Source organism: Mesorhizobium zhangyense (assembly GCF_011045115.1).
GTDB classification, from domain to species: Bacteria; Pseudomonadota; Alphaproteobacteria; order Rhizobiales; family Rhizobiaceae; genus Mesorhizobium_M; species Mesorhizobium_M zhangyense.
Genome location: NZ_JAAKZG010000003.1, coordinates 596,638 through 623,602, shown reverse-complemented (window position 1 = coordinate 623,602; position 26,965 = coordinate 596,638). Strand labels below are relative to the sequence as shown.

The following is a 26,965-nucleotide window of genomic DNA, read 5'->3' as shown; positions in this document are numbered from 1 at the left end:
CTACTGCCCCAGCCTTTCGAGCAGCACCGGCACGTGGACCTGATCGGATTTGTAGTTGCCGGTCAGCATGTACATGACGATGTTGACGCCGGCGCGGTAGGCATAGATGCGCTGCATGGGGTCGGCGGGAACGGTGGGCAGCATCGGCTCGCCACTGGCGTCGATGGCCCATGCGCCGGCAAAATCATTGGCGGTGATCATGATCGGCGTGACACCGTCGCCGGTGCGCACGGGGCGATGCTCGGGATTGGTTGCTTCGGCCGAGGCCTCGACCCAGAGGGGGCTGCCGTTGAAGCGGCCGGGGAAATCCGGAAGGATGAAGAAGGACTTGGTCAGGACGTGGTCGGCCGGCACCGGCTCCAGCGGCGGCACGTTGAGATTGCCGAGGATGTCGCGCAGCCGCTCGGTCGCGGGGCTGGCGGAGCCGGCGTCGATGCCGGTCGAATACTGGTCGCGCGTGTCGAACAGCACCGTGCCGCCCTGCTGCATATAGGCGTCGATGCGGGCGATGGCCTGCTCGGTCGGCATGGCGGCGTTCGGGTCGATCGGCCAGTAGATGATCGGATAGAAGGAAAGCTCGTCCTTCGAAATGTCGACGCCAGCCGGCTTGCCGGGCTCGAGCGCGGTCTTGTCGATGAGGAAGCGCGACAGGCCGTCGAGGCCGGCGCGGCTGATGGCGTCGATGGAGGCGTCGCCGGTCAGCACATAGGCGAGGCGGGTGGTCGCGACCGCTTCGATGGCCTCTGCATCGCCCGGCTTGGCGTCCTGCGCCATCGCGTGCGAGGACAGCGTGAACATGACGCCTGCGGCAAGCAGGATCACGGCGGCAGAGCTTGCCGCGCGTGCTGCCTTGCGGCGGCGGTTGAACATGCCGCCCATCCAGAACACGGCCAGCGTGTCGAGAAGCATCAAAAGCAGGGCAGCAGCCACGAGCGGACCTTTCAGATCCCGGGATTCGTCGAAAGCATAGCGCATTTCGGTGATCGGCGCTGCGACCTGCGGGCGGACGAGCGGTGTGAAACTCGCGTCCGAGCCCAGAAGGTTGTGGGCAACAACGCCTTCCTCGCTGCCATAGAGGCCGGGCGGGTTTTCGATGGTGACCGAGGCAGGGCCTTGGCCGACGGTGAGCGGCCGTGCGTCAGGCGTCGGCGGCACGAGCGCGCCATTGGCGGCGATCATGCGGTAAGGGGCGAGCGAGGCAATCTGGCCTTCGGCATTTGCGGCAGCGGAACCCTGATTGCGTGAAAGCTGGACGAGACGGCGCAGCATCTCGACGAAGCTGCCCGAGATCGGCAGGTTGGACCACGTCGCTTCCGGCGTGATGTGGAACAGCACGATGGTGCCTTTTTCGCGTTTCGCCCCGGTGACCAGCGGCGTGCCGTCGGCAAGGCTTGCCCAGGTGCGCTCGACGATATCGGCAGTGGGTTCGGCCAGCACCTGACGGCTGACGGTGACCTCGGAAGGCGGGGTCAGGTCGGCAAACGGGCCGGCGGGAAACTCGGCCACGACCTGCGGCTCGGTCCAGGACAGCGCGCCGCCGAGCGAACGTTCGCCGAGGCGCAGGCGCACGGGCAGAAGCTCCTCGTCATTGCCGGCTGCCGCGAGGCGAGAACCGGCGAAGCGAACCAGCGTGCCGCCATTGTCGACCCATTCGATCAGTTTCTGGCGCGCGGCTTCGGGGATGGTGCCGACATCGGCCATGACGATCATCGCCGGCTTCTGGTCGAGAAGCTGCGGGATGGCGTCGGCAAGGTCGGGGCTGCGCGGCTCGACCAGATCGGCGAAAGGCTCAAGCGCGCGGCGGATGTAGTAGAGCGGCGACAGCAGTGGCTGGGCCTGATCGGCCTCGGACTGGGAGAGCAGGCCGACGCGGCGGCGCTTGGAGCTTTCATCCAGCACGCGCACGGCGCCTGCCTGGTTTTCGCCGTCGATGGCGATGGCTGCGAAATCGTTGCGCAGTTCGAACGGCACCTGCATCTGGCCGGTTGCCGTCGTTTCGCCCGCGCCGAATGTTAGCGCGGCATCGGCGATGCGGCGACCCTTGTCGTCGAAGGCTCCGGCGGTGACCTGACGCGGGCCGGCATCGCTGGGCGGACGGATTGCGGTCAGCGCAAAACCTTCGAGCTGGTTTTCGGCAGCCTTCAGCCCGACCGTGTTGAGACGGTCCGGGACGATCCAGACGACATCGGCGGGGTTCTTGCCGAGCAGCGTGTTGAAGGCGGCTTCATCGCCCTGCGCAGCGAGCCCGTCGGCAAGGATCGCGACGCTGGCGCCGGGCAGCGCTTCAAGTGCTGCAGCGACCCGCGCATAGACGGCCGGGCGGTCGGTGGGAACCGGACGCGGCTTGGTGGCGCGCAGCTTGTCGCGGGCGGCTTCGGCGTCGAAGGGGCCGATCTCGGCGTTCGGCTTTTCGGCGGTGAAGGCGAGCAGTACCGGCACGCCGGTCGAATTGGCGTCGCCGATCAGGCGCTCGGCGGTGGCGACGCGGCGGTCCCAATCGGGAGCGCTTGCCCAGTCATTATCGATGACCAGCGCCAGCGCGCTGCCGTTGGTCGGCAGCTTTTCGCGCGGATTGAACACCGGCTCGGCCAGCGCCATAACGACAATTGCGGCCATCAGCAGGCGCAGCAGCGTCAGCCACCATGGACTTTTTTGCGGGGTTTCCTCGCGTTTCAGGACGCGGGCGAGAATCTTCAGCGGCGGAAACACTTCCGTCTGCGGTTTCGGCGGTGTCAGCCGCAGCAGCCACCAGATGACGGGCAACGCCAGCAGGCCCCAGAGGATGGCCGGAAAACCGAAGGAAAGCGGGAGCCAGCTCATGCGCGGACCCCGGAGGCGTAGCCGCCATCGGCGGTCAGGGCCATGTGGATGCGCACCAGCGCGTCGGAGGCGAGGCGGTCGGTGTGGTTGACGGTGTAGCTCCAGCCGAGACGCTTGCACCAGGCGGCCAGCTCATGGCGGCGGGCCGAATAGAGGCGCTGATAGTCCTCGCTCAGCATTTCGGCGCGGCCGGCGGTCAGCTTGTCGCCGGTTTCGGGATCGGTGAATTCGGTGCGGCCGGCATAGGGAAAGCTCTCTTCGGCCGGGTCAGCGATCTCGATCAGATGCGCGCGCACGCCGTGACGGGCGAGCACATCGAGCCATTCCTGGGTTTCCTCGACCGGATCAAGAAAGTCGCTGGCGATAACGATGTCGGAAAAGCGGCGGATGGCGGTGAGGTCCGGCCTTGCGGGCAGGCCCGGTGCGTGGGACAGGTGCGCAGCAATGCGCTCGGCGCCGTTGCGGGCCGTGAATGGATCGGTGAGGCCGGGCCATGCGATGCGCTCGCCGCTGCGCGACAGGAGTTCGGCCAGCGCCAGCGTGATCACCAATGCGCGCGATTCCTTGGAAACGCTGGCTGTGGTCGATTTGTAGAGCATGGAAGCCGAGGGGTCGGCCCAAAGCCAGACGGTGTGGGCTGCTTCCCATTCGCGGTCGCGGACATAGGTGTGGTCGTCGCGTGCCGAACGCCGCCAGTCGATTGCGGATTGCGACTCGCCGTCGACATAGGGGCGGAACTGCCAGAAATTCTCGCCGATGCCGCGCTTGCGCCGGCCATGCCAGCCGCCGATGACGGTGTTGACGACGCGGCGGGCCTCGATCAGCAGGTCGGGCACAAGCGAAGCGCGCATCCTTGCACGGGCAAGGGCGTCTCGCGTGCCGACCGGGGAGGAGGCCTCGCCGATGCGTGCCATCAGACCCCTTTCACCAGCCGGGCGACGACATCGCGCACGCTCATGCCTTCGGCGCGGGCGGCGAATGTCAGCGCCATGCGGTGCTGCAATACGGGTTCGGCCAATGCCTTGACGTCGTCGATGGAGGGGGCAAGGCGTCCTTCATAGAGCGCGCGGGCACGGGCGCAGAGCGTCAGCGCCTGGCTGGCGCGGGGGCCGGGGCCCCAGGCGACATGCTTGTCGGTCTCGGCATTGCCCTGACCCGGACGGGCGGAGCGGACGAGATCGAGGATCGCTTCGACTACGCTCTCGGGCACCGGCATGCGGCGGATGAGTTGCTGGATTTCCTGAAGCCGCGCCGGCGTCAGCACGTTCGCCGCCTTTGCGTCCTCGACACCTGTGGTTTCGAGGAGGATGCGGCGCTCTGCTTCGATGTCCGGGTAGAGAATGTCGATCTGCATCAGGAAGCGGTCGAGCTGGGCTTCCGGCAGGGGATAGGTGCCTTCCTGCTCCAGCGGGTTCTGGGTCGCCAGAACGTGGAAGGGGGCGGGCAGGTCGTGGCGCGCGCCGGCGATTGTGACGTGGTATTCCTGCATCGACTGCAGCAGCGCCGACTGGGTGCGCGGCGAGGCACGGTTGATTTCGTCGGCCATCAGCAATTGCGCGAAGATCGGGCCGGGAATGAAGCGGAAGGAGCGTTTTCCCGCTTCGTCCTGCTCCATCACCTCGGAGCCGAGAATGTCGGACGGCATCAGGTCCGGCGTGAACTGGACGCGGCGCGCATCCATGCCGAGCACGATGCCCAGCGTCTCGACCAGCTTGGTCTTGGCAAGGCCGGGAACGCCGACGAGAAGCGCGTGGCCGCCGGCCAGAAGGGCGACGAGCGTGCGCTCGACGACGCTTTCCTGGCCGAAAATGACCTTGCCGACGCCGTCGCGGACCTTGGAAATGTCGGCCAGAGCCGTCTCGGCCTGCGCCACCATTTCCTTTTCGCCGATCGATGGGTCCTTGACGATTATGCTCATGCCGCTTCGATCCTCGTTTGTCTGGAACGTCGGCCGGCAACGTCCAGTGCCGCGATTCGCACGCCTATGGTGCTATTGAATGAACTTAAATCACTCATCTAGGCTGACAAGCGGAACAACAGTGACTATTTCGTGACCATGACCAAAGTCGAAGAGCATCGTGAACAGAGTCTGACCGAGGCCGGAGACACCGCCGGACTGTCGGCGCTGATCTCACGTGCGGCCCGTGCAGGCAAGGGTCTGCCGCCGGTCGAACGCTGGAATCCCGACTTCTGCGGCGATCTCGACATGGAGATCCGGCCGGACGGAACGTGGTTCTATCTCGGCACGCCGATCGGGCGCATGCCGCTAGTGCAGCTGTTCTCGACGGTGCTGCGCAAGGATGCGGACGGCAAGACCTATCTGGTCACGCCGGTGGAAAAGGTCGGCATCAGGGTGGTCGATGCGCCGTTCGTGGCCGTCGAGATGAATGTCTCGGGCAAGGGTGACGAGCAGGTCATCACCTTCCGCACCAATGTCGGCGATGTCGTCGAGGCAGGGCCGGAACATTCGATGCGCTTCGTCGACGAGGACGAGACCGGCGGGCTAAAACCCTATGTGCTGGTGCGCGGAAGGCTGGAGGCGCTGGTGGCGCGGCCGGTGATGTATGAACTGGTCGAGCATGGCGAGGAAATCGAGATCGGCGGCGAGCTGATGTTTGCGGTGCGCTCCGGCGGCGAGGTCTATCCGATCATGCCGGCCGAGAAACTTCGGCGGTTGAGCGCCTGAGCCATGGACAACGCAGTCGCAACGCATTTTTCGGCACTCGATTTTCGCAGGCGGGTGGAGCAGGAGCGCGAGCCTGTTCTGGACGAGGATTATGGCGACCATCGCTTCAATCCGGGCCTTGGCCATCTGATCCGCCGCGACAATCTGCGCGATGCGGCGGTGCTGATCCCCGTGGTCGATCATGGCGATGAGGCAAGCGTCATCCTGACCAAGCGCACCGAGAAACTGCGCAATCACTCGGGGCAGGTGGCGTTTCCCGGAGGCCGCATCGATCCGACCGATCCGACGCCGGAGTTTGCGGCACTTCGCGAGACGGTGGAGGAGATCGGGCTTGGCGAGGATTATATCGAGATCGTTGGCCGCATGCCTGACTATGTCGCCGGCAGCGGCTATCGCATCGCGCCGGTGCTCGCCGTCGTGCGACCGGGTTTTCATCTGACGATCAATCCGCATGAAGTGGATACGGCCTTCGAAGTGCCGCTGCGGTTCCTGATGGACCCTGCCAACCACCATCAGGGCAGCCGTGTGTGGGATGACAAGGAATGGGTCTATTACGACATGCCTTATGGCGGCCAGCGCATCTGGGGCGTCACAGCCGGCATCATCCGCACGCTTTATGAAAGGCTCTATGCATGAGCGACAAGGCGTCGATCGCCGGCCGCGCCGAATGGCTTGCGGACGCTAATCTTCAGCGGCTTCTCGAGGCCCTTTCCGCGGAAGGCGAAGAAGCGCGCATCGCAGGCGGGGCTGTGCGCAACGCACTGCTTGGCGAACCCGTTTCCGATATCGACATCGCAACGACCAATGTGCCTGAACTGACGACGCGGCGTGCCGAGGCCGCCGGCTTCAAGGCCGTGCCGACCGGGGCCGAGCATGGCACGATCACCGTGATTGCCGGCGGCAAGCCGTTCGAGGTGACGACGCTGCGCGCCGACGTGGAGACCGACGGACGCCGCGCCAAGGTGCAGTTCGGCCGTGACTGGAAGAGCGACGCCGAACGGCGCGACTTCACCATCAATGCGCTTTACGCCGAAGCCGACGGTTCGGTGATCGATCTGGTCGGCGGACTGGCCGACCTTGAAAGCCGCACCTTGCGTTTCATCGGCGATGCGGAGGCGCGCATTCGCGAAGACTATCTGCGCATCCTGCGGTTTTATCGTTTCTTCGCCTGGTACGGCTCGGGCCGGCCGGATGCCGAGGGTGTGAAGGCGAGCGCGCGGCTGAAGGACGGGCTCGACCAGCTTTCGGCCGAGCGGGTCTGGGCCGAGTTGAAGAAGCTCCTGTCAGCGCCTGACCCGTCGCGCGCGCTTTTGTGGATGCGGCAGGCCGGTGTGCTGACGCGCATCCTGCCCGAAAGTGAGAAATGGGGCATCGACGCGATTCACGGGCTGGTGAAGACCGAGCGCGATCTCGGCTGGGAGCCCGATCCGTTGCTGCGGCTTGCGGCCATCGTGCTGCCGGATGCCGCGCGCATGGCCGGGCTGGCCGAGCGGCTGAAATTTTCGAAGGCCGAGAGCGAACGCCTGTTGCAATGGGCGGGCATGCCCGCGCCGGTATCGACCTGGGCTGAGGGCGCTTTTGCAAAGATGCTCTATCGCGGCGAGCCGAAAGGCTTTGTCGACCGCCTGCGGTTGGCGCTGGCTTCGGCGCGCGCCCGTGCGGTCGAGGACGACAAGGCGCTGATGGAAGCCGGCGGGTTCTCGCGCCTGCTTGCTTTTGCGGAAAAGTGGGAAAGGCCGGTCTTTCCGGTCAAGGGCGCGGATTTGACCGCTTTGGGTGCCACGCAAGGGCCGAAGATGGGCGACACGCTGCGCGCACTGGAAACCGCATGGGTCGATTCCGGCTTTGCGCTCGATCGCGACGCGCTGGTTGAGCGCGCCGCCGATAGTTTGAAAACAATAAGTTAGCGGATTCCAATCAGGCCGCGTCGCGAACCTTTTCGACCCGCGAGCGGATAGCTTCGATCATGGTTTCGCGGATGATCGTTTCGCCGTGGGTTTCGCGCATATGCTCGACCGCGCGGCGCATCACTTCAGCTTCTTCCTCATGCTTCGTATGCCAGTCGCAGCCGGGAACAAGCGATCCGCATTGAAATTCCTTCATCGGTTTTCCTCCTATCCTCGCTCTTGGTGGCGGACAGGATGATAACACGGAATGGAGCAATAAGTTGCGTCTGCGAGCCTGGATCAACTCATTCTGATCGAGGCTTGTTTCAGTTCAACGAAACGGCATTCGAGCGGGCCAGCCAGTCGCTGACGAGCTTGGCGTCTTCGTCGCCGAGGCCATGGTCGGCCTTGATCATGTGGGCGTCGATGCGTGCGCCGTGATCCTTCAGCATCGCTTCGAGGCCGGAAGCGAAGGGCGAATAGGTCACGTCGGCCTGACCAGCGACGACGAGATAGCGGACGCTGGAAAGATCGACCGCCGGGATTTTTTCCAGCACCGACATTGGTCGCAGCAGCACGGCGCGCTCGACGAGGCCGGGGTGAAGCAGGGTCAGGGCTGCCAGCAGATTGGCGCCGTTGGAATAGCCGACGAAGGTGGTGTGATCGAGATCGAGTATCTTCTTTTTGACGGCGTCCTGCAGGAAGCCGGCAAAGGCGTTTGCCTCGGAGCGGATGTCGCGCTGGTCGAATTTGGTCGGCGTCAGGCGCGCATACCAGCGCTTGCTGCCGTCCTGCACGACGCGGCCGCGCACACCCATCAGCACCGAGCGCGGGGCGATGCGGGAGGCGAGGGCCATCATCGTCGTCTCGTCGCCGCCCGAGCCGTGGAGAAGCACCAGCGTTTCTGCAGTGGCCTTTTCCGGCCGCTTGACGAGGACGGTGAAGTCTTTCGCGCGGATGATGGACGACGAGGCTGCCGCCGGCGGAACGGCAACGTTGAATTCAGGAGCGGGCGAATCCTGTTCGATCATGGCCTTGACTGGCTCGGCTTTAAGGCTTTTCACGGGCGTATCGATCGACAGGTCGGGGCAGCGCGCGGCAGCAGCACTTGCGGGTTTTGGTGTTTCCTTGCTGCTGTTGGAAGCCGCCATTTTTGCCTGCGAACCGTTGCGCTCGCAATCAGATAGATCGCGCGCGCCGGCTGTGCCAGCAAAACCGAGGACAAGAGTAAGCGCCATCGCGCCGAGGAGAGACTGCTTGATCATGGACGGACACTGTCAGCTAAAAGTTAACTAAAATTCTAGAGCCTGATCCATCGCAAGAGATTCCGGATCGTGCTCTATCGTCTTGTTTCGCCACGATCTTTCCGGAAACCGGATTCCGGCTGCCGACCGTGGTTTAGCGCGTTTCGCGGGAGGCCCAACCCACCGCATTTCATGTGTCATTCTTAGCCGGCGCGGCGCGTTTTCGCGCTCGCGTCAGCTTTCATCCAAGTCCTAATCGTAATGCTTCCTCTTGTCACCACGCAATCTTACAGGCGGTAACAATCCGGCATAAGTGTCGCTTTCAGGTCACATTGCCCATAAGCGACATCAGACAGGAGAGATCACGGCCACTTCACCTCGGGCGGCATGCTCGACAGGATCGAGTTGACGTTGCCGCCGGTCTTGAGGCCGAAGATGGTGCCGCGGTCGTAGAGCAGGTTGAACTCGACATAGCGGCCGCGACGAATCAGTTGCTCCTCGCGATCGCCATCGGTCCAGTTCAGGCCGAAGTTCTTGCGCACCAGATGCTGGTAGACGACGAGGAAGGAGCGGCCGACATCCTGCACGAAGCGGAAATCGGCTTCCCAGCCGCCCTTTTCCTGCGGCGACTGCAAATAGTCGAAGAAGATGCCGCCGACGCCGCGTGCCTCGTTGCGGTGGGGGAGATAAAAATACTCGTCGCACCAGGCCTTGTAGCGATCATAGTCGGCAATCGCCGCGTGCTTGCCGCAGGCAAACTGCATCGTCTTGTGGAAGGCGAGCGTGTCCGGGTCTTCCTGCGTGCGGCGCCGATCGAGCACGGGCGTCAGGTCTGCGCCGCCGCCGAACCACTGGCGCGAGGTCACGACCATGCGCGTGTTCATGTGCACGGCGGGTACGTTGGGGTTCCAGGGGTGCGCAATCAACGAGATGCCGCTTGCCCAGAAGCTGGGATCTTCCTCGGCGCCCGGCATCTGCTTGCGGAATTCGGGGGAGAATTCGCCGTGGACGGTGGAGGTATGGACGCCGACCTTTTCGAAGACGCGGCCATGCATCATCGACATGATGCCGCCACCGCCCTTGCCTTCCTCACGCTGCCATGGGGTCTTCTCGAAACGGCCCGGCGACCATGAGGCCTGCGGGCCGGTGAGGTCGTCCTCGATCTGCTCGAAGCCGGCGCAGATGCGGTCGCGCAGTTCCTCGAACCAGGCGCGCGCCCATTCCTTCTTGCCTTCGATGTCCGCAGGCAATCCCGCCGGTATTTCAGCTCGCTCCATAGGCACTCGTCTCCACTCACTGCCTTGCAGGCCTGCCATCTGGTGATTGGCGCCTGCGAAAATGACTCGTCTTTTCCCGCGCGATCCCTAATCTGTAATTGATCAGGGTCAAGGAGTTAGTCGTGCGTACCCCGACGAGACCGCCGCTCGATGGTCTGAAAAGAAGGCTCGACCAGAGCCGGGCCGAGCGTGAACGCACGCCGCGCGACGGCTTTTTGCGCGAGACTTTCGTGCTGCCCCGTCCGGATGCCCGCGCCAAGGCGCAGGAGTGGTTCGAACGCTGGCCGAAGCAGGCCTATTGGACAACGATCGAAAGCTGGTTCGAGCGACCGGGCGATGTCATCGAATTCACCATCCGGCGTCTGCCGACTTCCGACTAGACTGTGTTGAGATTCGGGCGGGCGGCGGCCAAGTTCAGAGCTTTCCGCATTCGCGGCTGGATTTTCGGTGTGATGCGGTCAGAAGCAGGCGCGGGCCGGGGCCATCTTCACTGAGATGGTCGTCGGCATTGTGCAGGGGGCAGCGGTCGATGGACATGCAGCCGCAGCCGATGCAGTTGGTCAGCCCGTTGCGCAGCTTCTGCAATTGAAGAATGCGCTGGTCGAGATCGGCCGCCCAGCCTTCCGAAAGCACCCGCCAGTCCTCTCGCGTCGGCGTCCTGCCGTCCGGCAGTGCGGCAAGGGCAGCGGCGATATCCGCCAGCGAAATGCCGACCTCTTGGGCGACCTTGATGACGGCCACCCGGCGCAGCACGTCCTGCCCGTAGCGCCGCTGATTGCCGCCTGTGCGATGGCTTTGGATCAAGCCCTTCGTCTCATAGAAATGAAGCGCTGAAACCGCGATGCCGCTGCGATGCGCCACCTCGCCGACCGATAATTCCCTGCCCATGTCCGACTTTCCGCTTGACCTCAACTAATGTTGAGGTTGTAGCAAGAGATCCTTCAGGATGCAAATCGAAGGATGAGATGATGTTCACACGGCTGAGAATCGGCGGGTCGGTCAGGGTCCGAGGACGCAAGATCGCAAGCTGGGCGATCGTGGCCGGGGTGGAAGATGTTTCAGCCGAGCTGCCGGATTGCTTCGCCCGCGGCCATCGAGGCACTGAGCGCGAGATTGAGGCTGCGTCCGCCGCCCTTCATCGGGATGAGGAGCCGCGCGTCGGCGGTCTCATGCACGTCTTCTGGTACGCCGGCCGACTCGCGGCCAAACAATATTACGTCGCCATCGGCGTAGCTAAACTGCGTGTAGGGCAGGGCGGCTTTGGTCGAGAACAGAACGAGCCGGCGAGCCTCGGCCTTTCGCCACGCTTCGAACGCCGCGAAATCGATATGGCGCGTCAGGGAGGCCATTTCGAGATAGTCCATGCCGGCCCGTCTCAGGTTGCGGTCCGAAAGGTCGAAGCCGGCCGGTTCGATGATGTCGACGGCGATGGCGAGGCAGGCGGCCATGCGCAGGATGGTGCCGGTGTTGCCGGCGATGTCGGGCTGGTAGAGGGCGATGCGGATGCCGTCGGCCAATATCTTCACTCGCTAATGTGTTGCGTGATCGCCACAGGCGCTGCAAGGTTGCGACAATTTGGCAGTTATGCGTGGTCTTGCGCGCCGAATGCGGTTATAGAGCCGTCATTGTCAACTCGAACCGACGGAGGCAGTCATGACTATTCATATGTTCTTGCTCCCGGCCCATGCCGCACGACGCTGACGGCGGTTTTCGGTTCGAAGCTTTCCTTTGACATTCTAAAGCACCAGTAACTCCATCTCCGCGTATTCGTGCGCGTGTCTTTGTTCCCGATCCACGGCCTTTGGGCGTGATGTCGGCCTGGGTTTGGCGCTTTAACTCTGACACTTCAAAGCTTCAGGACTCGATTCCCGCCGGAATTCTTTTCCGTTTTCAAAGGAATCCGACGATGTCTTTTTCATTCAAGGGGCGAAAATCCCCACCAGAACCAGCCCCTTTGTCGCGGCAGCCGAACGGTCGCGTGAGCCTGTCCGAGCGCAAGCTGTCGGCATGGGCGATGGTCATGGGCGTGCGCCTGCCGTCCGATTATCCGGAAAGCCGGATACGGCGTCGTGGCGGTCTGCCTGATGTCGACTTTTCGGGTGCAAGCCCCGATCCGGGCTACCGCTCGCCGTTGCAAAGGCTGAGCGATCGCATTGCTTCGGCATTGCGGTCTCTCAGGGACTGGCGGGCTCCTGCCACGACCGTGGCAGGAGCGGTCGCCGAAGATATCGGCGAATCGGCACGGACACCCTACATTGAGGAGGTCGGGCCTGCCCTTGGTGGCAAGCCCGATCAAGCCGGTGAGGAGGCGTCCGAATATGATAGCGGTGAATCGGTTCGCCGCGCTGCATGACGCAACGCTGTAACATGATCGCGGATTGATTCCGGGTCATGTTACAACTTGTTGTTTTTACGAATGATTTGCCCGAACGGCGCGCCGCTTTTCGGGAAAGGCACCAAACAGAGAATGAACGATGTTTCGCTGGTTTGAAAAAAGACTAGATCCGTTTCCCGCCGCGGAGCCGGTCGAGCCGCCAAAGACGCTGGTGGCCTTCTGCCTCCATTACACCAAGGGGTCGTGGCCCTTCATTGCCGTTTCGGCTATTCTGACGGCGCTGGTCGCACTGGCCGAAGTGTGGATGTTCGGCTTCCTCGGCTCGATCGTCGACTGGTTGTCGGCGCAGAATCGCGAGACCTTCCTCCAGACGGAGGGCTGGAAGCTGGCGGCCATGGCGTTCGTCGTGCTGTTTCTGCTGCCGGGCACAGTTTTCATCAATTCGATGGTCAACCAGCAGACGCTGATGGGCAACTACCCCATGCGCATCCGTTGGCAGGTGCACCGTTACCTGCTCAAGCAGTCGATGACCTTCTATCAGGACGAATTCGCCGGCCGCATCGCCACCAAGTTGATGCAGACCGCGCTCGCCGTGCGCGAATGCGTCATCAAACTGGTCGACGTGCTGAACTACGTCATCGTCTATTTTCTCGGCATGCTGTTTATTGTCGGTTCGGCCGACTGGCGGCTGGCCGCGCCGCTTGCCATCTGGCTCGTCTGCTATGTCATCCTGCTGCGCTACTTCATCCCGCGGCTCGGCAAGGTGGCGGAAGAGCAGGCGGATGCGCGCTCGATGATGACCGGGCGCGTCGTCGACAGCTACACCAACATCCAGACGGTAAAACTGTTTTCGCACAGCCGGCGTGAGGCATCGTTCGCGCGCGAAGGCATGTCGAGCTTCCTCGAGACGGTCTACCGCTCGATGCGGCTGGTCACCGGGCTTTATGGCGTTCTCTATGTCCTCAATTCGGTCCTGCTCACTGCCGTCACAGCGCTCTCCATCTGGCTGTGGCTCGGCGAGGCCGTGTCGATCGGCGCGGTGGCCGTCGTCATCGGACTGGTGCTGCGGCTGTGGGGCATGTCGCAGTGGATCATGTGGGAAGTGTCGGGCCTGTTCGAGAATATCGGCACGGTGCAAGACGGCATCGGCTCGATCTCGATGCCGCGCCTTGTCGAGGATAAGCCCGGTGCGAAGGAGATCGTCGTCAGCAAGGGCGAGATCGCGTTCGAGAACATCGGCTTCCACTATGGCAAGGGCAAAGGCATCATCGAGCATCTTTCGCTGACGATCAGGCCGGGCGAGAAGGTCGGACTGGTCGGGCGCTCGGGTGCCGGCAAGTCGACGCTGGTGAACCTTTTGCTGCGCTTCTACGATCTGGAAAGCGGACGCATCCTTGTCGATGGCCAGGATATCTCGGCAGTGGCGCAGGACTCGCTGCGCGCCGAGATCGGCATGGTCACGCAGGATACGTCGCTGCTGCATCGCTCGGTGCGCGACAATATCCTCTATGGCCGTCCCGACGCCGACGACGACATGATGGTGGAAGCGGCGCGGCGCGCCTCGGCTGCCGAATTCATCGCCGGGCTTTCCGATCCGAAGGGACGCAAGGGCTACGATGCCCATGTCGGCGAGCGTGGCGTGAAATTGTCGGGCGGCCAGAGGCAACGCATCGCCATTGCCCGCGTTATGCTGAAGGACGCGCCGATCCTCATACTCGACGAGGCGACGTCTGCGCTCGATTCCGAGGTCGAGGCGGCAATCCAGGAAAACCTTTACCGGTTGATGGAGGGCAAGACAGTGATCGCGATCGCACACCGGCTTTCCACCATCGCCGCGATGGACCGGCTCGTCGTCATGGATCAGGGCCGGGTCATCGAGGAAGGCTCGCATGACGAACTCGTCGCACGCGGCGGGCTTTATGCGCAGCTCTGGAATAGGCAATCCGGTGGCTTCCTGCCCAGTGACGAATCGGTTGAGAATGGACCCATAGGAAAGGGTCTCGCCGCCGAATGAGCATGCGCGCCGTCTACGAGGTGTTCGAAGGCTGGGTGAACCCGTTTCGGGAGCCCGGTAACCTTCGGCCACCCGAGACGGTGTGGGGCTTTATCTGGCACTATGTCGGCCAGGCAAAGCTCGCCTTCTTCGCCATGCTGGTCATCGGCGGCATCGCCCCGCTTGTCGAAGCGGGGCTTTTTTATTTCGTCGGGCATCTGGTCGATATTCTCGACCAGGCTTCCGGCAACAGGAGCTGGCAGGGGCTTTGGGATGCTGCCGGCATGCAGCTGCTGTTCATGCTTGTCACCGTCCTGGTGCTGCGGACGATCGTCGAGGCGCTGTCCGACCTGATCGATGAGCAGACCATCACGCCGGGCTTCTACAATCTCGTCCGCTGGCAGGCGCATCGCCACGTCTCGCGCCAGTCCTATGCCTTCTTCCAGAACGATTTCGCCGGCCGCATCGCCACCAAGGTCTGGCAGGCGGGGCAGGCGACGGGCGACCTGATGGAAAGCTTCATCGAGGTCGTGTGGTTCATGATCATCTACACGATCACAACGCTGGCGCTGGTGGCCAGCCTCGATCTCAGGATGGCCGGGCTGGTGCTGGTGTGGATTATCGCCTTCGGCTTCGTCGCGCGCCACTACCTGCCGTCGATCCGCAAGCATGCCGAGGCGACTGCCGAGGCCGGCTCGATGATCAATGGCCGGATCGTCGATTCCTATTCCAATGTGCTGACGCTGAAGCTGTTCGCCGCCGACGGCGACGACCGCTATATCCGCAACGGCTTCGACATTTATGTCGAGACCCAGCGGCCGTTTATGCGCAAGCTGACCGGCCTGCGCATCACCATGACCGCGCTGTCAGGCGTGATGATCACGGCGATTGCATGCTTTGCCGTGTTTCTCTGGGTCGAGGGCACGATCACAGTCGGCGCCGTCGCCTTCACGCTCAGCCTCGTGCTGCGGCTGAACATGCTGCTGCTGCGGCTGATGATGCAGCTCAATGGCATCCTGAGAAATCTCGGTGTTCTCGAAAACTCCAAGGCGCTGATCTCGCAGCCGCTCGGACTGATCGACAAGCCCGGTGCGAAGGAACTGGTGGTCAAGGGCGGCGAGATCCGCGCCGAGAATGTCGTCTTTCACTACGGCAAGGGCGGCGGCGTGCTCGACGGCATCGATCTTGTCGTCAAGCCGGGCGAGAAGGTCGGGCTGGTCGGGCCGTCCGGTGCAGGCAAGACCACGCTCGTCAACCTGATGCTGCGGCTCTACGACCTTGAAGGCGGCAGGATCCTGATCGACGGCCAGGATGTATCGACCGTGACGCAGGATTCGCTGCGGGCCAATATCGGCGTGGTCAGCCAGGATACCGCCCTGTTCCATCGCTCGCTGCGCGACAACATCAAGCTCGGCAAGCCGGACGCGACCGATGCCGAGATTATTTCAGCGGCGCGCAAGGCCGAGGCCCATAATTTCATCGGCAGGCTGCGCGACAACAAGGAGCGCGCCGGCTACGACGCCTATGTCGGCGAGCGCGGCGTAAAGCTGTCGGGCGGCCAGCGCCAGCGCATCGCCATTGCCCGTGTCTTCCTGAAAGACGCGCCTATATTGGTGCTGGATGAAGCGACGTCGGCGCTCGATTCGGATGTCGAGGCGGCGATCCAGGAAAATCTCCATGCGCTGATGCAGAACAAGACCGTCATCGCCATTGCGCACCGCCTTTCGACCATCGCAGCCCTCGACCGGCTGGTGGTGCTGGATGACGGGCGCATCGTCGAGCAGGGTACGCATGACGAACTCGTGGAGCAGGACGGCCTTTATGCGCGGCTGTGGAAGCGCCAGTCCGGCGGCTTCCTGTTCCACGAAGACCAGATCGAAGCGACGAGGCCGGCCGAATGAAAGAGGGCAGCTTCTCAGATCGGCAGTGGCGCAGGCTGGAAGGCTGGATCGATCCGTTCCAGGACACCGACCGCGAAGTGCTGCCGGCCAATGCGTGGCGCTTCATCCTTTACTTCGCCAGTCAGGCCAAGGGGCCGTTCATCCTGTTGCTGATTGTCGGCGGCCTCTCCGGCGCGGTCGACGCCGCGCTCTACTGGTCGGTGGGCTGGCTGATCGATCTTCTCGACAAGACCAGCCCGCAGGCATTGCTGGCCGATCACTGGCCGGAACTGGTGGCGCTCATGGCGCTGCTTCTGGTGGTGCGCAGCGTGGTGATGATCGGCGGCGCGATCGTCGAGCAGCAGATGGTCGTGCCAGGGTTTTTCTCGATGGTGCGCTGGCAGGCGTTCCGCCGCGTCATCGAGCAGCCCTATGATTTCTACCAGAACGACTTCGCCGGGCGCATCGCCACCAAGATCATGCAGGGCGGCGAGGCCGTTGGCGATTTCATCGTCAACGTGCTCCAGACCATGTGGGCATTCCTGACCTTCATGATCCTGACGACGACGATCCTGATCACGGTTGATCCGCTAATGGGCGTGGTTGTGACGGTCTGGTTCATCCTCTATGGCGCGATCGTCTACTTCCTGCTGCCCGAAATGCGCCGCGCCGGCCGCGCCGTGGCAGACGAACGCTCGATCTTCAACGGGCGGCTGGTCGATGCCTTCACCAACATCATGGCGGTAAAGCTGTTCGACAGCGGGCGTCGCGAACATGCCTATGTTCGCGACGGGCTGGAGCGGTTTCTGGTTGCGGTGGTGCGGCTGACGCGCTCGGTCACGCTGGTTCGCAGCGCGATCGCCATCCTCAACGGGTTCATGATGGGATCGGTGGCGGCGATCTGCATCTACAAATGGACCGGCGGAGGCATTTCCACCGGCGCCATCGCCGCCTCGCTCGGCCTTGTCTTCCGGCTGAACCAGATGTCGGGCTGGATCATGTTCAACATCAGCGGCCTTATCCGCAACTATGCCACCGTGCAGGATGCCACCCGCACGATCTCGGTACGGCCTGCGATACGTGATGCGGCCGACGCGGTCGTCATGCCGCGCGCCAAGGGCGATATCCGCTTCGAGAACGTCTCGTTCCATTACGGCAAGGGCGGCGGCGTCATAGAAAATCTGAACCTGCATGTCAGGCCGGGCGAGCGGGTGGCGCTAATCGGCCCGTCGGGGGCGGGCAAGACGACCATCGTCAACCTGGCGCTGCGGCTGTTCGATGTCGAGCAAGGCCGCATCCTTATCGACGGGCATGATTTACGCTCGGTGACGCAAGGGTCGCTGCGCGCGCAATTCGGCGTGGTCAGCCAGGAGGCGATGCTGATGCATCGCTCGATCCGCGACAATATCGGCTATGGCCGCGAAGGGGCGACGCAAGCCGAGATTGAGGAGGCAGCCGAGCGGGCGGCGGCGCATGAGTTCATCGTCGATGTGTCCGATCCCAAGGACAGGCGCGGCTACGATGCCCATGTCGGCGAGCGCGGCGTGAAGCTTTCGGGCGGCCAGCGCCAGCGCGTGGCGATCGCGCGCATGATGCTGAAGGATGCACCGATCCTCATTCTCGACGAGGCAACCTCGGCGCTCGATTCGGAAGTCGAGGCGGCGATCCAGGACAATCTCTACCGGATGATGGAGGGCAAGACCGTCATAGCCATCGCTCACCGCCTTTCCACCATCGCGGCATTGGACCGGCTGATCGTGCTGGATGATGGCAAGATCGTCGAGGAAGGCACGCATGAAGCGCTGATCGCCAGGGACGGGCTTTATGCGCAGCTCTGGAAGCGCCAGTCGGGCGGCTTCCTGGCCGATCGGCTCGCCGCGGAGTAGGCGTCATGTCGCTTCGCCAGCCCGGTAAGTATTCGCATCCATCGCAGGAAACCGGCTTCAACGTGCTGGAGCACGAGATGCTGGCGGAAATGGCCGTTTCGCTCGGCCGTGCCGGACAGCGTGCCGAGGAGGCGCTGGCGCAGCTGCGCGGCCATCAAGGCGATGCCGACGAGAGAACACGGTTGCTGAAAGCGACGGCTCGCGCCGTGCACGCCTATTTCATCCAGCGCGAACTTTGCGGCCTGCGCCGCCACGATGACGTGATCCGCGATCTCGCCATCCCGAAGGAAATTCTGGTCAGGCTCGGAGCGATGTGAGCGGGACTCATTCGAGTCGTTGCAGGAGAGGGGCTCAGACCTTGGCCCCAGTCTCATGCCACGGGTTGAAAAGCGGCGCGCTGGTCAGCTGGAAGTCGCTTGTGTTGCGCGTGACGATGATCAGGCCGTGCACCAGCGCCGTTGCCGCAATCAGCGAATCGCGCTCGGGTCGAGGATCGGGTACGTGCAAGGCTGCACAGCGCAAAGCAACCGTGGTGTCGACCGGAAGGATGCGGCCTTCAAATTGCGGCAAAATGGTTCCTGAAATCCAGTTGCGTAGCGATGCGCCTTGCAGCGCGTCTCGCCTCTCGACAAGAAGGGCGCCATATTCCAGTTCGAGCACGGTTATGGCCGAAAGGAAGAACTGCACCGGCGACATGGTGTCCGCCCACGCCAGAACCTGACGGTTTGCCCGTTCCCTGCGCCTGAGTTCGGAGATGACGTTGGTGTCGAGCAGGTACATCAGTCGAGATCGGCCGGCCTGAACAGGCCTTTGCCGATGGGTTGCGGATTGAAGTCGAAATCGCCGCCATCGGTCTGTGCAAGGGCTTCGGCCAGGCTCATCGTCTTGCCTGCAAGGCGCTCATAATCCTCGATCGTCAGCAGGACATGGGCCGGCCGGCCACGGTCGGTAATAAAGACCGGGCCATTATTCGCGGCTTTCTTAGCGCCGCTTGTGTCCTGATTGAACGTGCGGCTGGACAGAGTCGTAATGGTCACGGTGATCCTCGTTCGTCTACAGATAGATTTCCACAAAAATGGCCACGTATCAACGATAATGTAGATATGTATCTACATTTTTACATGGCGCATGGTTTTCCACCCTGTTGATAAACTCTCCACAGCCACCCGCGACAATCTGCCCTGACCCCTTGTCCCGTCTGGACAAGCGCCGGCTTCGCGCATAAACCGAGTGCCAAATGCCGGAGGAATTCGTCAGCCTGGTCCGCTATGCGGTTGCGGGCCGTCGACAGTGAGCGGGGACATGGCTCCACCGCCGGCGTGGGTAAGGCGAAAGGATCATATCTCGTGAGCGCAAACGACACGATCGACCCAACCCGTCGTGATTTTCTTTATGTGGCGACCGGCATGGCCGGCGTCGTTGGCGCTGGTGCGGTCGCCTGGCCGTTCATCGACCAGATGCGCCCCGACGCTTCGACGCTTGCAGCCTCCTCGGTCGAGGTTGACGTCTCCTCGCTGACGCCGGGCATGTCGCTGACGGTCAAGTGGCGCGGCAAGCCGGTTGCTATCCGCAACCGCACCGAAAAAGAGATGAAGGAAGCCGAGGCCGTCAGCCTCAGCGATCTCAAGGATCCGCTTGCACGCAATGCCAATCTGGCGAGCGACGCGCCCGCGACCGACGCAAACCGCACCGTGCCGGGCAAGGAAGCCTGGATGGTGATGGTTCAGGTCTGTACCCATCTTGGCTGCATCCCGCTCGGCGAGCAGGGTGAATATGGCGGCTGGTTCTGCCCGTGCCACGGCTCGGCGTATGATACGGCCGGACGCATTCGCAAAGGACCGGCGCCTGAGAACATGGCGATCCCGGTATTCTCGTTCATTTCCGACACTTCGATCCGGATCGGCTAAGGCAGAGGGAACTTAATCCATGAGCGGTGGACACTCGACCTATTCGCCAAAAACAGGCATCGAACGCTGGTTCGACGCGCGCATGCCATTGCCGCGCCTCATCCACGATTCGTTCGTCTCTTTTCCGGTTCCGCGTAACCTGAACTATGCCTACACCTTCGGCGGCATTCTTTCGCTGATGCTGGGTGCGCAGATCCTGACCGGCATCGTGCTGGCCATGCACTATGCGGCAGACACGACCCTGGCCTTCCAGTCGGTCGAAAAGATCATGCGCGACGTGAATTCGGGCTGGCTGCTGCGCTACCTGCATTCCAACGGCGCTTCGATGTTCTTCATTGCCGTCTATATCCACATCATGCGCGGCCTTTACTACGGCTCGTACAAGGCGCCGCGTGAACTGCTCTGGATTCTCGGCTGCATCATCTACCTCCTGATGATGGCGACCGGTTTCATGGGCTACGTGCTGCCCTGGGGCCAGATGTCCTTCTGGGGCGCCACCGTCATCACCGGCTTCTTCACCGCCATTCCGCTGGTGGGCGAGTGGGTCCAGCAGCTTCTGCTTGGTGGCTTCGCCGTCGACAACCCGACGCTGAACCGCTTCTTTGCGCTGCACTATCTGCTGCCCTTCATGATCGCCGGCGTCGTCATTCTTCATATCTGGGCGCTGCATGTCGTCGGCCAGACCAACCCGACCGGCATCGAGATCAAGTCGAAGACCGACACCGTGGCCTTCACGCCCTATGCGACCATCAAGGATGCCTTCGGCATGGTCGTGTTCCTTGCCGTGTTCGCCTACTTCGTCTTCTACATCCCGAACTATCTCGGCCATCCGGACAACTACATCGTTGCCGACTCGCTGAAGACGCCGGCTCATATCGTGCCTGAATGGTACTATCTGCCGTTCTACGCGATCCTGCGCGCCATCACCTTCAACATCGGTCCGATCGACTCGAAGCTCGGCGGCGTGCTGGCCATGTTCGGCGCCATCGCGGTCCTGTTCTTCGTGCCGTGGCTGGATACGTCGAAGGTTCGCTCGGCCGTCTATCGCCCGTGGTACAAGCTGTTCTTCTGGCTCTTCGTTGCCAATGCCATCTTCCTCGGCTGGCTCGGTTCGCGCCCGGCGGAAGGCACCTATGTGGCGCTGGCGCAGGCCTCGACGCTTTACTACTTCGCGTTCTTCCTCGTCATCATGCCGGTTCTCGGCCTGATCGAGACGCCGCGGCGGTTGCCGAACTCGATCACCGAAGCGGTGCTCGAGAAGAACAAGTCCGGCTCGGGTCACCCTGCGGGTGCTGCGGCATCGCCGGAAACCAAGGGCTGAGCGAGAATCTTGAGAGGAATGTTCGCATGAAAAAGATTCTCACTGGATTGGCTGTGTTCGGACTGGTCGTGGTCGGCGCGTTTGGCGCTGCCATCGCCGCCGAGGAAGGCCATAACGAGGCTGAGCCGACCCATTTCCCGATCCACAAGCCGAAGCAGGAAAACTGGTCCTTCGCAGGTCCGTTCGGTACCTACGACAAGGCCCAGCTCCAGCGCGGCCTGAAGGTCTACAAGGAAGTCTGCTCGGCCTGTCATTCGATGGAGCTGGTAGCTTTCCGCACGCTGGCAGACCTCGGCTATTCCGAGGCCCAGGTGAAGGCTTTTGCTGCCGAATACGAAGTGCAGGATGGCCCCAACGCCGATGGCGAGATGTTCACGCGCAAGGCGATCCCCAGCGATCACTTCCCGTCGCCGTTCCCGAACCACAATGCGGCTGCCGCTGCAAACGGTGGTGCTGCTCCCCCGGACTTCTCGCTGATCGCCAAGGCGCGCGGCGTGGAGCGTGGGTTCCCGACCTTCATCTTCGACATCTTCACGCAGTATGCCGAAGCCGGTCCGGACTATATTCACGCGCTGCTGACGGGTTTCGACGAGCAGCCGCCGGCGGGAATGCAGATCGCCGAGGGTACGCACTACAATCCGTATTTCATCGCCGGCAAGTCGCTGGCCATGGCCAAGCCGATCTCGGATGACCAGGTCACCTATGACGATGGCGCGCCGCAGACGGTCGACCAGTATTCCCGCGACGTTTCCGCCTTCCTGATGTGGGCCGCCGAGCCGCATCTGGAAGCACGCAAGCAGACCGGCTTCCGTGTCATGGCCTTCCTGCTGCTGTTCGGAGCGCTCGTCTACCTGACCAAGCGCAAGGTCTGGTCGGGCGTCGCCCACTAAAAGCGGCAACCGCCGGCAAGTCGAATGTTGGGAAGGGCGCGCAAGCGCCCTTTTCTTTTTGTCCGCGCGGTCGCACAAGTAAGCCTCAACGGAACGGTCTCATGAAATCCTCCCTCGAAGACACCTTGATCTCTGCGATCCGCAACATTCCCGACTATCCCAAGCCGGGCATCATGTTCCGCGACATCACCACGCTGCTCGGCAATGCGCGGGCATACCGGCGCGCTATCGACGAACTGGTGCATCCCTATGCCGGCTCGAAGATAGACAAGATCGCCGGCATCGAGGCGCGCGGCTTTATCCTTGGCGGGGCAATGGCGCACCAACTCTCATCTGGCTTCATTCCGATCCGAAAGAAGGGAAAGCTGCCGCACGAAACCGTGCGCGTCGCCTACAGCCTGGAATACGGGCTGGACGAGATGGAGATGCACAAGGACGCGGTCGTGCCCGGTGAGAAGGTTATCCTGGTCGACGACCTGATTGCCACCGGCGGCACGGCTGAGGGCGCCGTGAAGCTGCTGCGCCAGATGGGGGCGGATATCGTGGCCGCCTGTTTCGTTATCGACCTGCCGGAGCTGGGCGGAAGGGCGAAGCTGGAGGCGCTGGATGTGCCGGTGAGGACGCTGGTGGCGTTTGAGGGGCATTGAGTTTCTGAGAGGTCGGCGCTGCCCCTCACCCTTACCCTCTCCCCGTGAAGAACGGGGAGAGGGGGCGTCAACGTTGCGGCCAGTCTTCCTCTCCCCGTCACTATACGGGGAGAGGATGCCGGCAGGCAGGTGAGGGGCAGCACCGAGCTGCCCGATTGTCAGTCCGCCTTCACCAGAACCGCGCTCTCGAACTCCAGCACCTTGTCGCCGGTCGAATCGAAGGCGTCGGCACGGATGGTCACGAGACGCCATCCGGGGCGGCTGGCGACGGGCCTGTGGCTCACGCCGGTGCGGGTGAACGTGACTGTTTCGCCAGCATAGACCGGTTTCAGCCATTTCAGGTTCTTGAAGCCGGGCGAGGGGCCGAATTCCGGCTTCGGGCCGGGACCTTCCCATTTGCCGTCGGCCAGCGCCTGCTGCTCAAGATTGTAGCGCATCCAGGTCGCGGTCGTGTGCCAGCCCGAGGCGCAGAGCCGGCCGAACACGCTGTTCTCGGCCTTTTTCTCATCCATATGGAAAGGCTGCGGGTCGTATTTGGCGGCAAAGGCCTTGATGGCCTCCGGCTCGAATCTGTGCGAGCCGAGCGTGACCGTGGTGCCGATGCCGAGGAATTCGTCGAGCATCATGCCGTGCCCTCACGCGTCAGGAACATTCCGGTGTTTTCCAGTTCGATCACGCTTTCGCCCTTCTGGTTGAAGAGTTCGTGGCGGCAGGTGACGAAGCCGAGCGTCGGCCGCGATTTCGATAGGCGCTTGGCGAGGACGGCGCTGCGGCCGGTCAGAGTGTCCCCGGCCAGTACAGGTTTCTTCCAGCGGGCATATTCGATGCCGGGCGCGCCTTGCGAGGTGGAGTCGAGCAGGAAGGCGTCGCACATCATGCGCATGAACATCGCGCAGGTGTGCCAGCCGGAGGCGGAAAGCCCGCCCAGAATGCTCGCCTTGCCGGCTTCCTCGTCGAGATGCATCGGCTGAGGATCGAACTCGCTGGCGAAATCGATGATCTCGGCGGCGGTGACAAGTTTCGTGCCGAGGTCGATCGACCCGCCTTCGGGGAAATCCTCATAGGCCCATTTCTTGGTGGTCATGCCGCAATCCTGTTCAGGCTTGAACTTTCATAGTGCCAATTGTCGCCTTCAACGGCAAGGCCGGGCGTGGCGCCACAGGTGCCTTACGGTTGTTACAGCCAGCCGCGCCGCTTGAAATAGAGGTAGGGCAGGATGGCCGACAGGACCATCAGGCAGAGCGCGAAGGGATAGCCGAGAAGCCATTTCAGCTCGGGCATGATGTCGAAATTCATGCCGTAGATGGAGGCGACCAGCGTCGGTGGCAGGAAGACCACGGCGGCGACCGAGAAAATCTTGATGATGCCGTTCTGCTCGATGTTGATCATGCCCAGCGTGGCGTCGAGCAGGAAGGTGATCTTGTTGGACAGGAACGAGGCGTGATCGGTGAGTGACGAGACGTCCCGCGACAGCGTCTTGACGCGGGCGCGCGCATCCTTGCTCTTGGCCTGCATGGTGACGTTGCCGAGAAACCCAGACAAGCGTTGAAGCGTCATCAGGCTCTCGCGGATGTTGGAGGTCAGCTCCTCCTTGCGGCCAATGGCCTGTAGCACCTTCTTGAAGTCGTGGTCGCGCTTGGAGGCGTTCTTTTCGGAGGACTGGAAGATGCCGTGGGAAATGGTGTCGATGTCATGACCGATACGCTCCAGCACATCGGCAAGGCGGTCGACGATCGCTTCGAGCAGGCTGACAAGAATGGTCTCGCCATTGGTGCAGCCCATGGTGACTTTTTCGGCCCGCAGCGGAAAGGTCTGGAAGGCGCGGGGCTCGTGATAGCGAATGGTGATGAGCCTGCTGCCCGACAGCACGAAGGTCACCGGCGACATGATGGGATGATCTTCATCCGTTTTCGCCGGCAGCGTGGCGGTCATGAAGTAGGCGCCGTTCTCGATGTAGAGGCGCGAGGAAATCTCGATCTCCTCCATCTCCTCGCGCGTCGGAACGCCGACGCCGAGCCACTTCTCGACTTCTGCTTCTTCTTCCTTGGTGGGGATAACGAGATCGGCCCAGATCACCGCATCCTTGTTCGCCTCGAGATCGTCCACCGGGCGCAGACGGTCATTGTCGAGGACAAAGGCCTTGATCATCGCTGGTGCTCCGTATTCCCGAGAGGAAGCGCGTCAGAGACCGACGCCGGTTCATTGAACGCCGTAGACCTCGGCGTTCAATGCGTCAAGAATTGGGTATTGGCGGGTATAGGTTGCAGCTTTATGTATTGAACTTGAACATCAGCACGTCGCCGTCCTGCACGACATATTCCTTGCCTTCGTCGCGGGCCTTGCCGGCTTCCTTGGCCGGCACTTCGCCGCCGAGGGTGACGAAATCATTGTAGGCGATGGTCTGGGCGCGGATGAAGCCGCGTTCGAAATCCGTGTGGATCACGCCTGCCGCCTGTGGCGCCTTGGTGCCCTTCTGGATGGTCCAGGCGCGGGTTTCCTTGGGGCCGGCGGTGAAATAGGTGATCAGGTGCAGGAGGTCGTAGCCGGCGCGGATGAGCTTATCCAGGCCGGGTTCCTCAAGGCCGAGATCGGCGAGGAATTCCTGCGCTTCCTCGTCGGGAAGCTGGGCGACTTCGGCTTCGATCGCCGCCGAGATGACGACGGTGCCGGCACCTTGCGCGGCTGCCATCTTCTCCACGGCCTGCGTGTGCTCGTTGCCGGTCGCGGCTTCGGCCTCGGAGACGTTGCAGACATAGAGAACGGGGTGTGAGGTCAGGAGGTTGAGGCCCTGCAGGATGGCGAGATCTTCCGCCGCTATGCCCTTGAGCAGCATGCGTGCGGGCTTGCCTTCCTGCAGCAGTGTAAGCGCCTGTTCCATCATCGGCAGGACGGTCAATGCTTCCTTGTCCTTGCTGCCGGCGCGCTTGCGGAACTGGACGATGCGGCGCTCGAGGCTTTCGAGGTCGGCGAGCATCAGCTCGGTTTCGACGGTCTCGGCGTCGGCGACCGGGTCGATGCGGCCTTCGACATGGGTGATGTCGTCATCCTCGAAGCAGCGCAGCACATGGACGATGGCGTCGACCTCGCGGATGTTGGCGAGGAACTGGTTGCCAAGGCCTTCGCCCTTGGAGGCGCCGCGCACCAGGCCGGCGATGTCGACGAAGGAGATCCGGGTCGGGATGATCTCCTTCGACTTCGCGGCGTCAGCGATCTTCTTCAGGCGCGGATCGGGCACGGCCACTTCGCCGGTGTTGGGCTCGATGGTGCAGAAGGGGTAGTTGGCGGCCTGTGCTGCAGCCGTGCGCGTGAGCGCGTTGAAAAGCGTCGATTTGCCTACATTTGGCAGGCCGACGATGCCGCATTTGAAACCCATGATGATAAAGCCTTATCGAGAAGCGAAGATTTGCTCAGGGCTATGGGCGAAAGGGTCGATGATCGTCAAGCCTTCGATGACCTGACCGTCCTGCAAATCCTCGGAAAGGAAGTATTTGCAGCCCAGTTCGAGCGCTGAAGCGAGGAGAAGGCAATCCCACCAGGAGTAGCGAGACGTAAGATGGATCGCGCGTGCAGCGATTGTCGTTTCGAGCCGAAGAGGATGTGAGCCGAAATCAGCGAAGGCGTCGATCCTGAAAAAGACGTTGGTGTCTCCGAATTTGGCCGACTTGCGTATCGCAACATTGGCAATTTCGTTCAGCACTTGAAGGTTGGTGACACCGCAATTGCGATTAGACAGATACTCCAACCAATGCTGCGCTACGGGTCTCTTTTCTCCTTCATAGACGTCAAATGTATAGAGAAAGGTGTTGCTGTCTATGAAGACCTTAGCGCCTGGCATTCCGCTCTTCCGCGGTAGGCATGCGCCCATTTTCGGAAATAGGAAGCTTAGGTCCGTCGAAGACACGCTGCAAAGCTTCCAGCCGGCGCTTTATTTCGTCGTCTGCACTGGTGGTTTCATGGGAAGCTTCCCGCTCCAGCAAGTCGGCGACATATTGCGACATGCTTTTGCCGGCCTTTGCAGCGTTCACCCTGGTGTCCTGCAGCAGCTCTTCCTTCAGCGATATGGTCAGGTTTTTCATGGCTCAATCTCACGAAAACACGAGGTTCGTGAGAAATATAGCGATAATAGGAGATTCCTTCAAGAAATCTGGCCATCGCGCCCTTTGAACGCTATGCGGAAGTGACTGCCGGTCGTA

Annotated in this window: 29 protein-coding genes; 13 read left to right on the top strand and 16 right to left on the bottom strand. The window is 62.4% G+C overall.

The features are described from left to right. From G6N74_RS09900 to G6N74_RS09890, 3 genes are read right to left on the bottom strand one after another with little or no spacing between them, the layout of a single operon-like run. Positions 1 to 2,820 (bottom strand): DUF4159 domain-containing protein, encoded by a 2,820-nt coding sequence (locus G6N74_RS09900; RefSeq protein WP_165116746.1) that lies wholly within the window; start codon positions 2,818 to 2,820, stop codon positions 1 to 3. After that, the gene (locus G6N74_RS09895; RefSeq protein ID WP_165116744.1) at positions 2,817 to 3,734 is read right to left on the bottom strand and encodes a DUF58 domain-containing protein; all 918 of its coding nucleotides are present in this window, start codon (positions 3,732 to 3,734) and stop codon (positions 2,817 to 2,819) included. Before G6N74_RS09895 ends, G6N74_RS09900 begins: the two co-directional genes overlap by 4 nt. After that, a complete protein-coding gene (locus tag G6N74_RS09890) occupies positions 3,734 to 4,738 on the bottom strand; it encodes an AAA family ATPase (RefSeq protein WP_165116742.1) in 1,005 nt (334 codons plus the stop codon). The genes G6N74_RS09895 and G6N74_RS09890 overlap by 1 nt, the downstream gene beginning before the upstream one ends. 138 nt (positions 4,739 to 4,876) lie before the next feature. Between G6N74_RS09890 and G6N74_RS09885 the strand changes: the two genes are divergently transcribed. Genes G6N74_RS09885 through G6N74_RS09875 form a run of 3 tightly spaced genes read left to right on the top strand, consistent with a single transcriptional unit; the run spans position 4,877 to position 7,413 of the window. Continuing rightward, positions 4,877 to 5,506 (top strand): DUF1285 domain-containing protein, encoded by a 630-nt coding sequence (locus tag G6N74_RS09885; protein ID WP_165116855.1) that lies wholly within the window; start codon positions 4,877 to 4,879, stop codon positions 5,504 to 5,506. A 3-nt stretch (positions 5,507 to 5,509) separates the two neighbouring features. Then, entirely contained in the window at positions 5,510 to 6,142 is a 633-nt protein-coding gene (locus G6N74_RS09880; RefSeq protein ID WP_165116740.1) for an NUDIX hydrolase, read from the top strand. Then, positions 6,139 to 7,413, top strand: a complete 1,275-nt coding sequence (locus G6N74_RS09875; protein WP_165116738.1) for a CCA tRNA nucleotidyltransferase — start codon at positions 6,139 to 6,141, stop codon at positions 7,411 to 7,413. Before G6N74_RS09880 ends, G6N74_RS09875 begins: the two co-directional genes overlap by 4 nt. Before the next feature lie 10 nt (positions 7,414 to 7,423). Here the strand turns inward: G6N74_RS09875 and G6N74_RS09870 are convergent, their stop codons facing one another. The 3 genes from G6N74_RS09870 to hemF form a co-directional block, all read right to left on the bottom strand. Further along, a complete protein-coding gene (locus tag G6N74_RS09870; RefSeq protein WP_165116736.1) occupies positions 7,424 to 7,609 on the bottom strand; it encodes a DUF1059 domain-containing protein in 186 nt (61 codons plus the stop codon). A 109-nt stretch (positions 7,610 to 7,718) separates the two neighbouring features. Further along, positions 7,719 to 8,657, bottom strand: coding sequence for an alpha/beta hydrolase (locus G6N74_RS09865; protein ID WP_165116734.1), 939 nt, complete (start codon positions 8,655 to 8,657; stop codon positions 7,719 to 7,721). 341 nt (positions 8,658 to 8,998) lie between these two features. Next, entirely contained in the window at positions 8,999 to 9,913 is a 915-nt protein-coding gene (gene hemF / locus G6N74_RS09860; RefSeq protein WP_165116732.1) for an oxygen-dependent coproporphyrinogen oxidase, read from the bottom strand. Between the two features lie 122 nt (positions 9,914 to 10,035). On the opposite strand from hemF, the gene G6N74_RS09855 reads away from it, so the two are divergent. Then, positions 10,036 to 10,293 carry a hypothetical protein gene (locus G6N74_RS09855; protein WP_091917690.1) on the top strand — a complete coding sequence of 86 codons (258 nt, stop codon included), beginning with the start codon at positions 10,036 to 10,038 and terminating at the stop codon, positions 10,291 to 10,293. Between the two features lie 34 nt (positions 10,294 to 10,327). Here the strand turns inward: G6N74_RS09855 and soxR are convergent, their stop codons facing one another. Together soxR and G6N74_RS09845 are read right to left on the bottom strand one after the other, a co-directional pair. Beyond that, entirely contained in the window at positions 10,328 to 10,801 is a 474-nt protein-coding gene (gene soxR / locus G6N74_RS09850) for a redox-sensitive transcriptional activator SoxR (RefSeq protein ID WP_165116730.1), read from the bottom strand. Positions 10,802 to 10,971: 170 nt separating this feature from the next. Further along, positions 10,972 to 11,430 (bottom strand): tRNA (cytidine(34)-2'-O)-methyltransferase, encoded by a 459-nt coding sequence (locus G6N74_RS09845; protein ID WP_165116728.1) that lies wholly within the window; start codon positions 11,428 to 11,430, stop codon positions 10,972 to 10,974. 389 nt (positions 11,431 to 11,819) lie between these two features. Here G6N74_RS09845 and G6N74_RS09840 point away from each other — a divergent pair, with 389 nt between their 5' ends. The 5 genes from G6N74_RS09840 (at position 11,820) to G6N74_RS09820 (ending at position 18,324) form a co-directional block, all read left to right on the top strand. Further along, a complete protein-coding gene (locus G6N74_RS09840) occupies positions 11,820 to 12,266 on the top strand; it encodes a hypothetical protein (protein WP_165116726.1) in 447 nt (148 codons plus the stop codon). A gap of 121 nt (positions 12,267 to 12,387) precedes the next feature. Next, positions 12,388 to 14,262 carry an ABC transporter ATP-binding protein gene (locus G6N74_RS09835; RefSeq protein WP_165116724.1) on the top strand — a complete coding sequence of 625 codons (1,875 nt, stop codon included), beginning with the start codon at positions 12,388 to 12,390 and terminating at the stop codon, positions 14,260 to 14,262. Positions 14,263 to 14,264: 2 nt separating this feature from the next. Next, a complete protein-coding gene (locus G6N74_RS09830; protein WP_165116853.1) occupies positions 14,265 to 16,142 on the top strand; it encodes an ABC transporter ATP-binding protein in 1,878 nt (625 codons plus the stop codon). Further along, a complete protein-coding gene (locus G6N74_RS09825) occupies positions 16,139 to 18,007 on the top strand; it encodes an ABC transporter ATP-binding protein (RefSeq protein ID WP_165116722.1) in 1,869 nt (622 codons plus the stop codon). The genes G6N74_RS09830 and G6N74_RS09825 overlap by 4 nt, the downstream gene beginning before the upstream one ends. 5 nt (positions 18,008 to 18,012) lie before the next feature. Then, complete coding sequence (locus G6N74_RS09820) at positions 18,013 to 18,324, top strand: DUF6665 family protein (RefSeq protein ID WP_165116720.1); 312 nt, start codon at positions 18,013 to 18,015, stop codon at positions 18,322 to 18,324. 34 nt (positions 18,325 to 18,358) lie between these two features. On the opposite strand, the gene G6N74_RS09815 is transcribed toward G6N74_RS09820, so the two are convergent. Further along, a complete protein-coding gene (locus tag G6N74_RS09815) occupies positions 18,359 to 18,787 on the bottom strand; it encodes a type II toxin-antitoxin system VapC family toxin (RefSeq protein ID WP_165116718.1) in 429 nt (142 codons plus the stop codon). Next, positions 18,787 to 19,044 carry a type II toxin-antitoxin system Phd/YefM family antitoxin gene (locus G6N74_RS09810; RefSeq protein ID WP_165116716.1) on the bottom strand — a complete coding sequence of 86 codons (258 nt, stop codon included), beginning with the start codon at positions 19,042 to 19,044 and terminating at the stop codon, positions 18,787 to 18,789. Before G6N74_RS09810 ends, G6N74_RS09815 begins: the two co-directional genes overlap by 1 nt. A gap of 309 nt (positions 19,045 to 19,353) precedes the next feature. Between G6N74_RS09810 and petA the strand changes: the two genes are divergently transcribed. The 4 genes from petA (at position 19,354) to G6N74_RS09790 (ending at position 22,772) form a co-directional block, all read left to right on the top strand. Further along, complete coding sequence (gene petA / locus G6N74_RS09805; protein ID WP_165116714.1) at positions 19,354 to 19,914, top strand: ubiquinol-cytochrome c reductase iron-sulfur subunit; 561 nt, start codon at positions 19,354 to 19,356, stop codon at positions 19,912 to 19,914. Between the two features lie 19 nt (positions 19,915 to 19,933). After that, the gene (locus G6N74_RS09800; RefSeq protein ID WP_165116712.1) at positions 19,934 to 21,235 is read left to right on the top strand and encodes a cytochrome b; all 1,302 of its coding nucleotides are present in this window, start codon (positions 19,934 to 19,936) and stop codon (positions 21,233 to 21,235) included. 26 nt (positions 21,236 to 21,261) lie between these two features. Beyond that, complete coding sequence (locus G6N74_RS09795) at positions 21,262 to 22,125, top strand: cytochrome c1 (protein ID WP_165116710.1); 864 nt, start codon at positions 21,262 to 21,264, stop codon at positions 22,123 to 22,125. Positions 22,126 to 22,226: 101 nt separating this feature from the next. Then, positions 22,227 to 22,772, top strand: coding sequence for an adenine phosphoribosyltransferase (locus tag G6N74_RS09790; RefSeq protein ID WP_165116708.1), 546 nt, complete (start codon positions 22,227 to 22,229; stop codon positions 22,770 to 22,772). A 158-nt stretch (positions 22,773 to 22,930) separates the two neighbouring features. Here G6N74_RS09790 and G6N74_RS09785 read toward each other — a convergent pair whose 3' ends face one another. The 6 genes from G6N74_RS09785 to G6N74_RS09760 form a co-directional block, all read right to left on the bottom strand. Further along, positions 22,931 to 23,398: a MaoC family dehydratase gene (locus G6N74_RS09785; RefSeq protein ID WP_165116706.1), complete on the bottom strand. Its 468-nt coding sequence runs from the start codon at positions 23,396 to 23,398 to the stop codon at positions 22,931 to 22,933. Beyond that, positions 23,395 to 23,856, bottom strand: coding sequence for a MaoC family dehydratase (locus tag G6N74_RS09780; RefSeq protein ID WP_165116704.1), 462 nt, complete (start codon positions 23,854 to 23,856; stop codon positions 23,395 to 23,397). The genes G6N74_RS09785 and G6N74_RS09780 overlap by 4 nt, the downstream gene beginning before the upstream one ends. A 92-nt stretch (positions 23,857 to 23,948) precedes the next feature. Beyond that, complete coding sequence (corA, locus tag G6N74_RS09775; RefSeq protein WP_165116702.1) at positions 23,949 to 24,920, bottom strand: magnesium/cobalt transporter CorA; 972 nt, start codon at positions 24,918 to 24,920, stop codon at positions 23,949 to 23,951. A gap of 121 nt (positions 24,921 to 25,041) precedes the next feature. Beyond that, the gene (gene ychF / locus G6N74_RS09770) at positions 25,042 to 26,145 is read right to left on the bottom strand and encodes a redox-regulated ATPase YchF (protein ID WP_165116700.1); all 1,104 of its coding nucleotides are present in this window, start codon (positions 26,143 to 26,145) and stop codon (positions 25,042 to 25,044) included. 12 nt (positions 26,146 to 26,157) lie between these two features. Beyond that, positions 26,158 to 26,607 carry a PIN domain-containing protein gene (locus G6N74_RS09765; protein WP_165116698.1) on the bottom strand — a complete coding sequence of 150 codons (450 nt, stop codon included), beginning with the start codon at positions 26,605 to 26,607 and terminating at the stop codon, positions 26,158 to 26,160. Beyond that, entirely contained in the window at positions 26,594 to 26,848 is a 255-nt protein-coding gene (locus G6N74_RS09760; RefSeq protein WP_165116696.1) for a DUF6364 family protein, read from the bottom strand. Before G6N74_RS09760 ends, G6N74_RS09765 begins: the two co-directional genes overlap by 14 nt. Positions 26,849 to 26,965 lie beyond the last annotated feature (117 nt).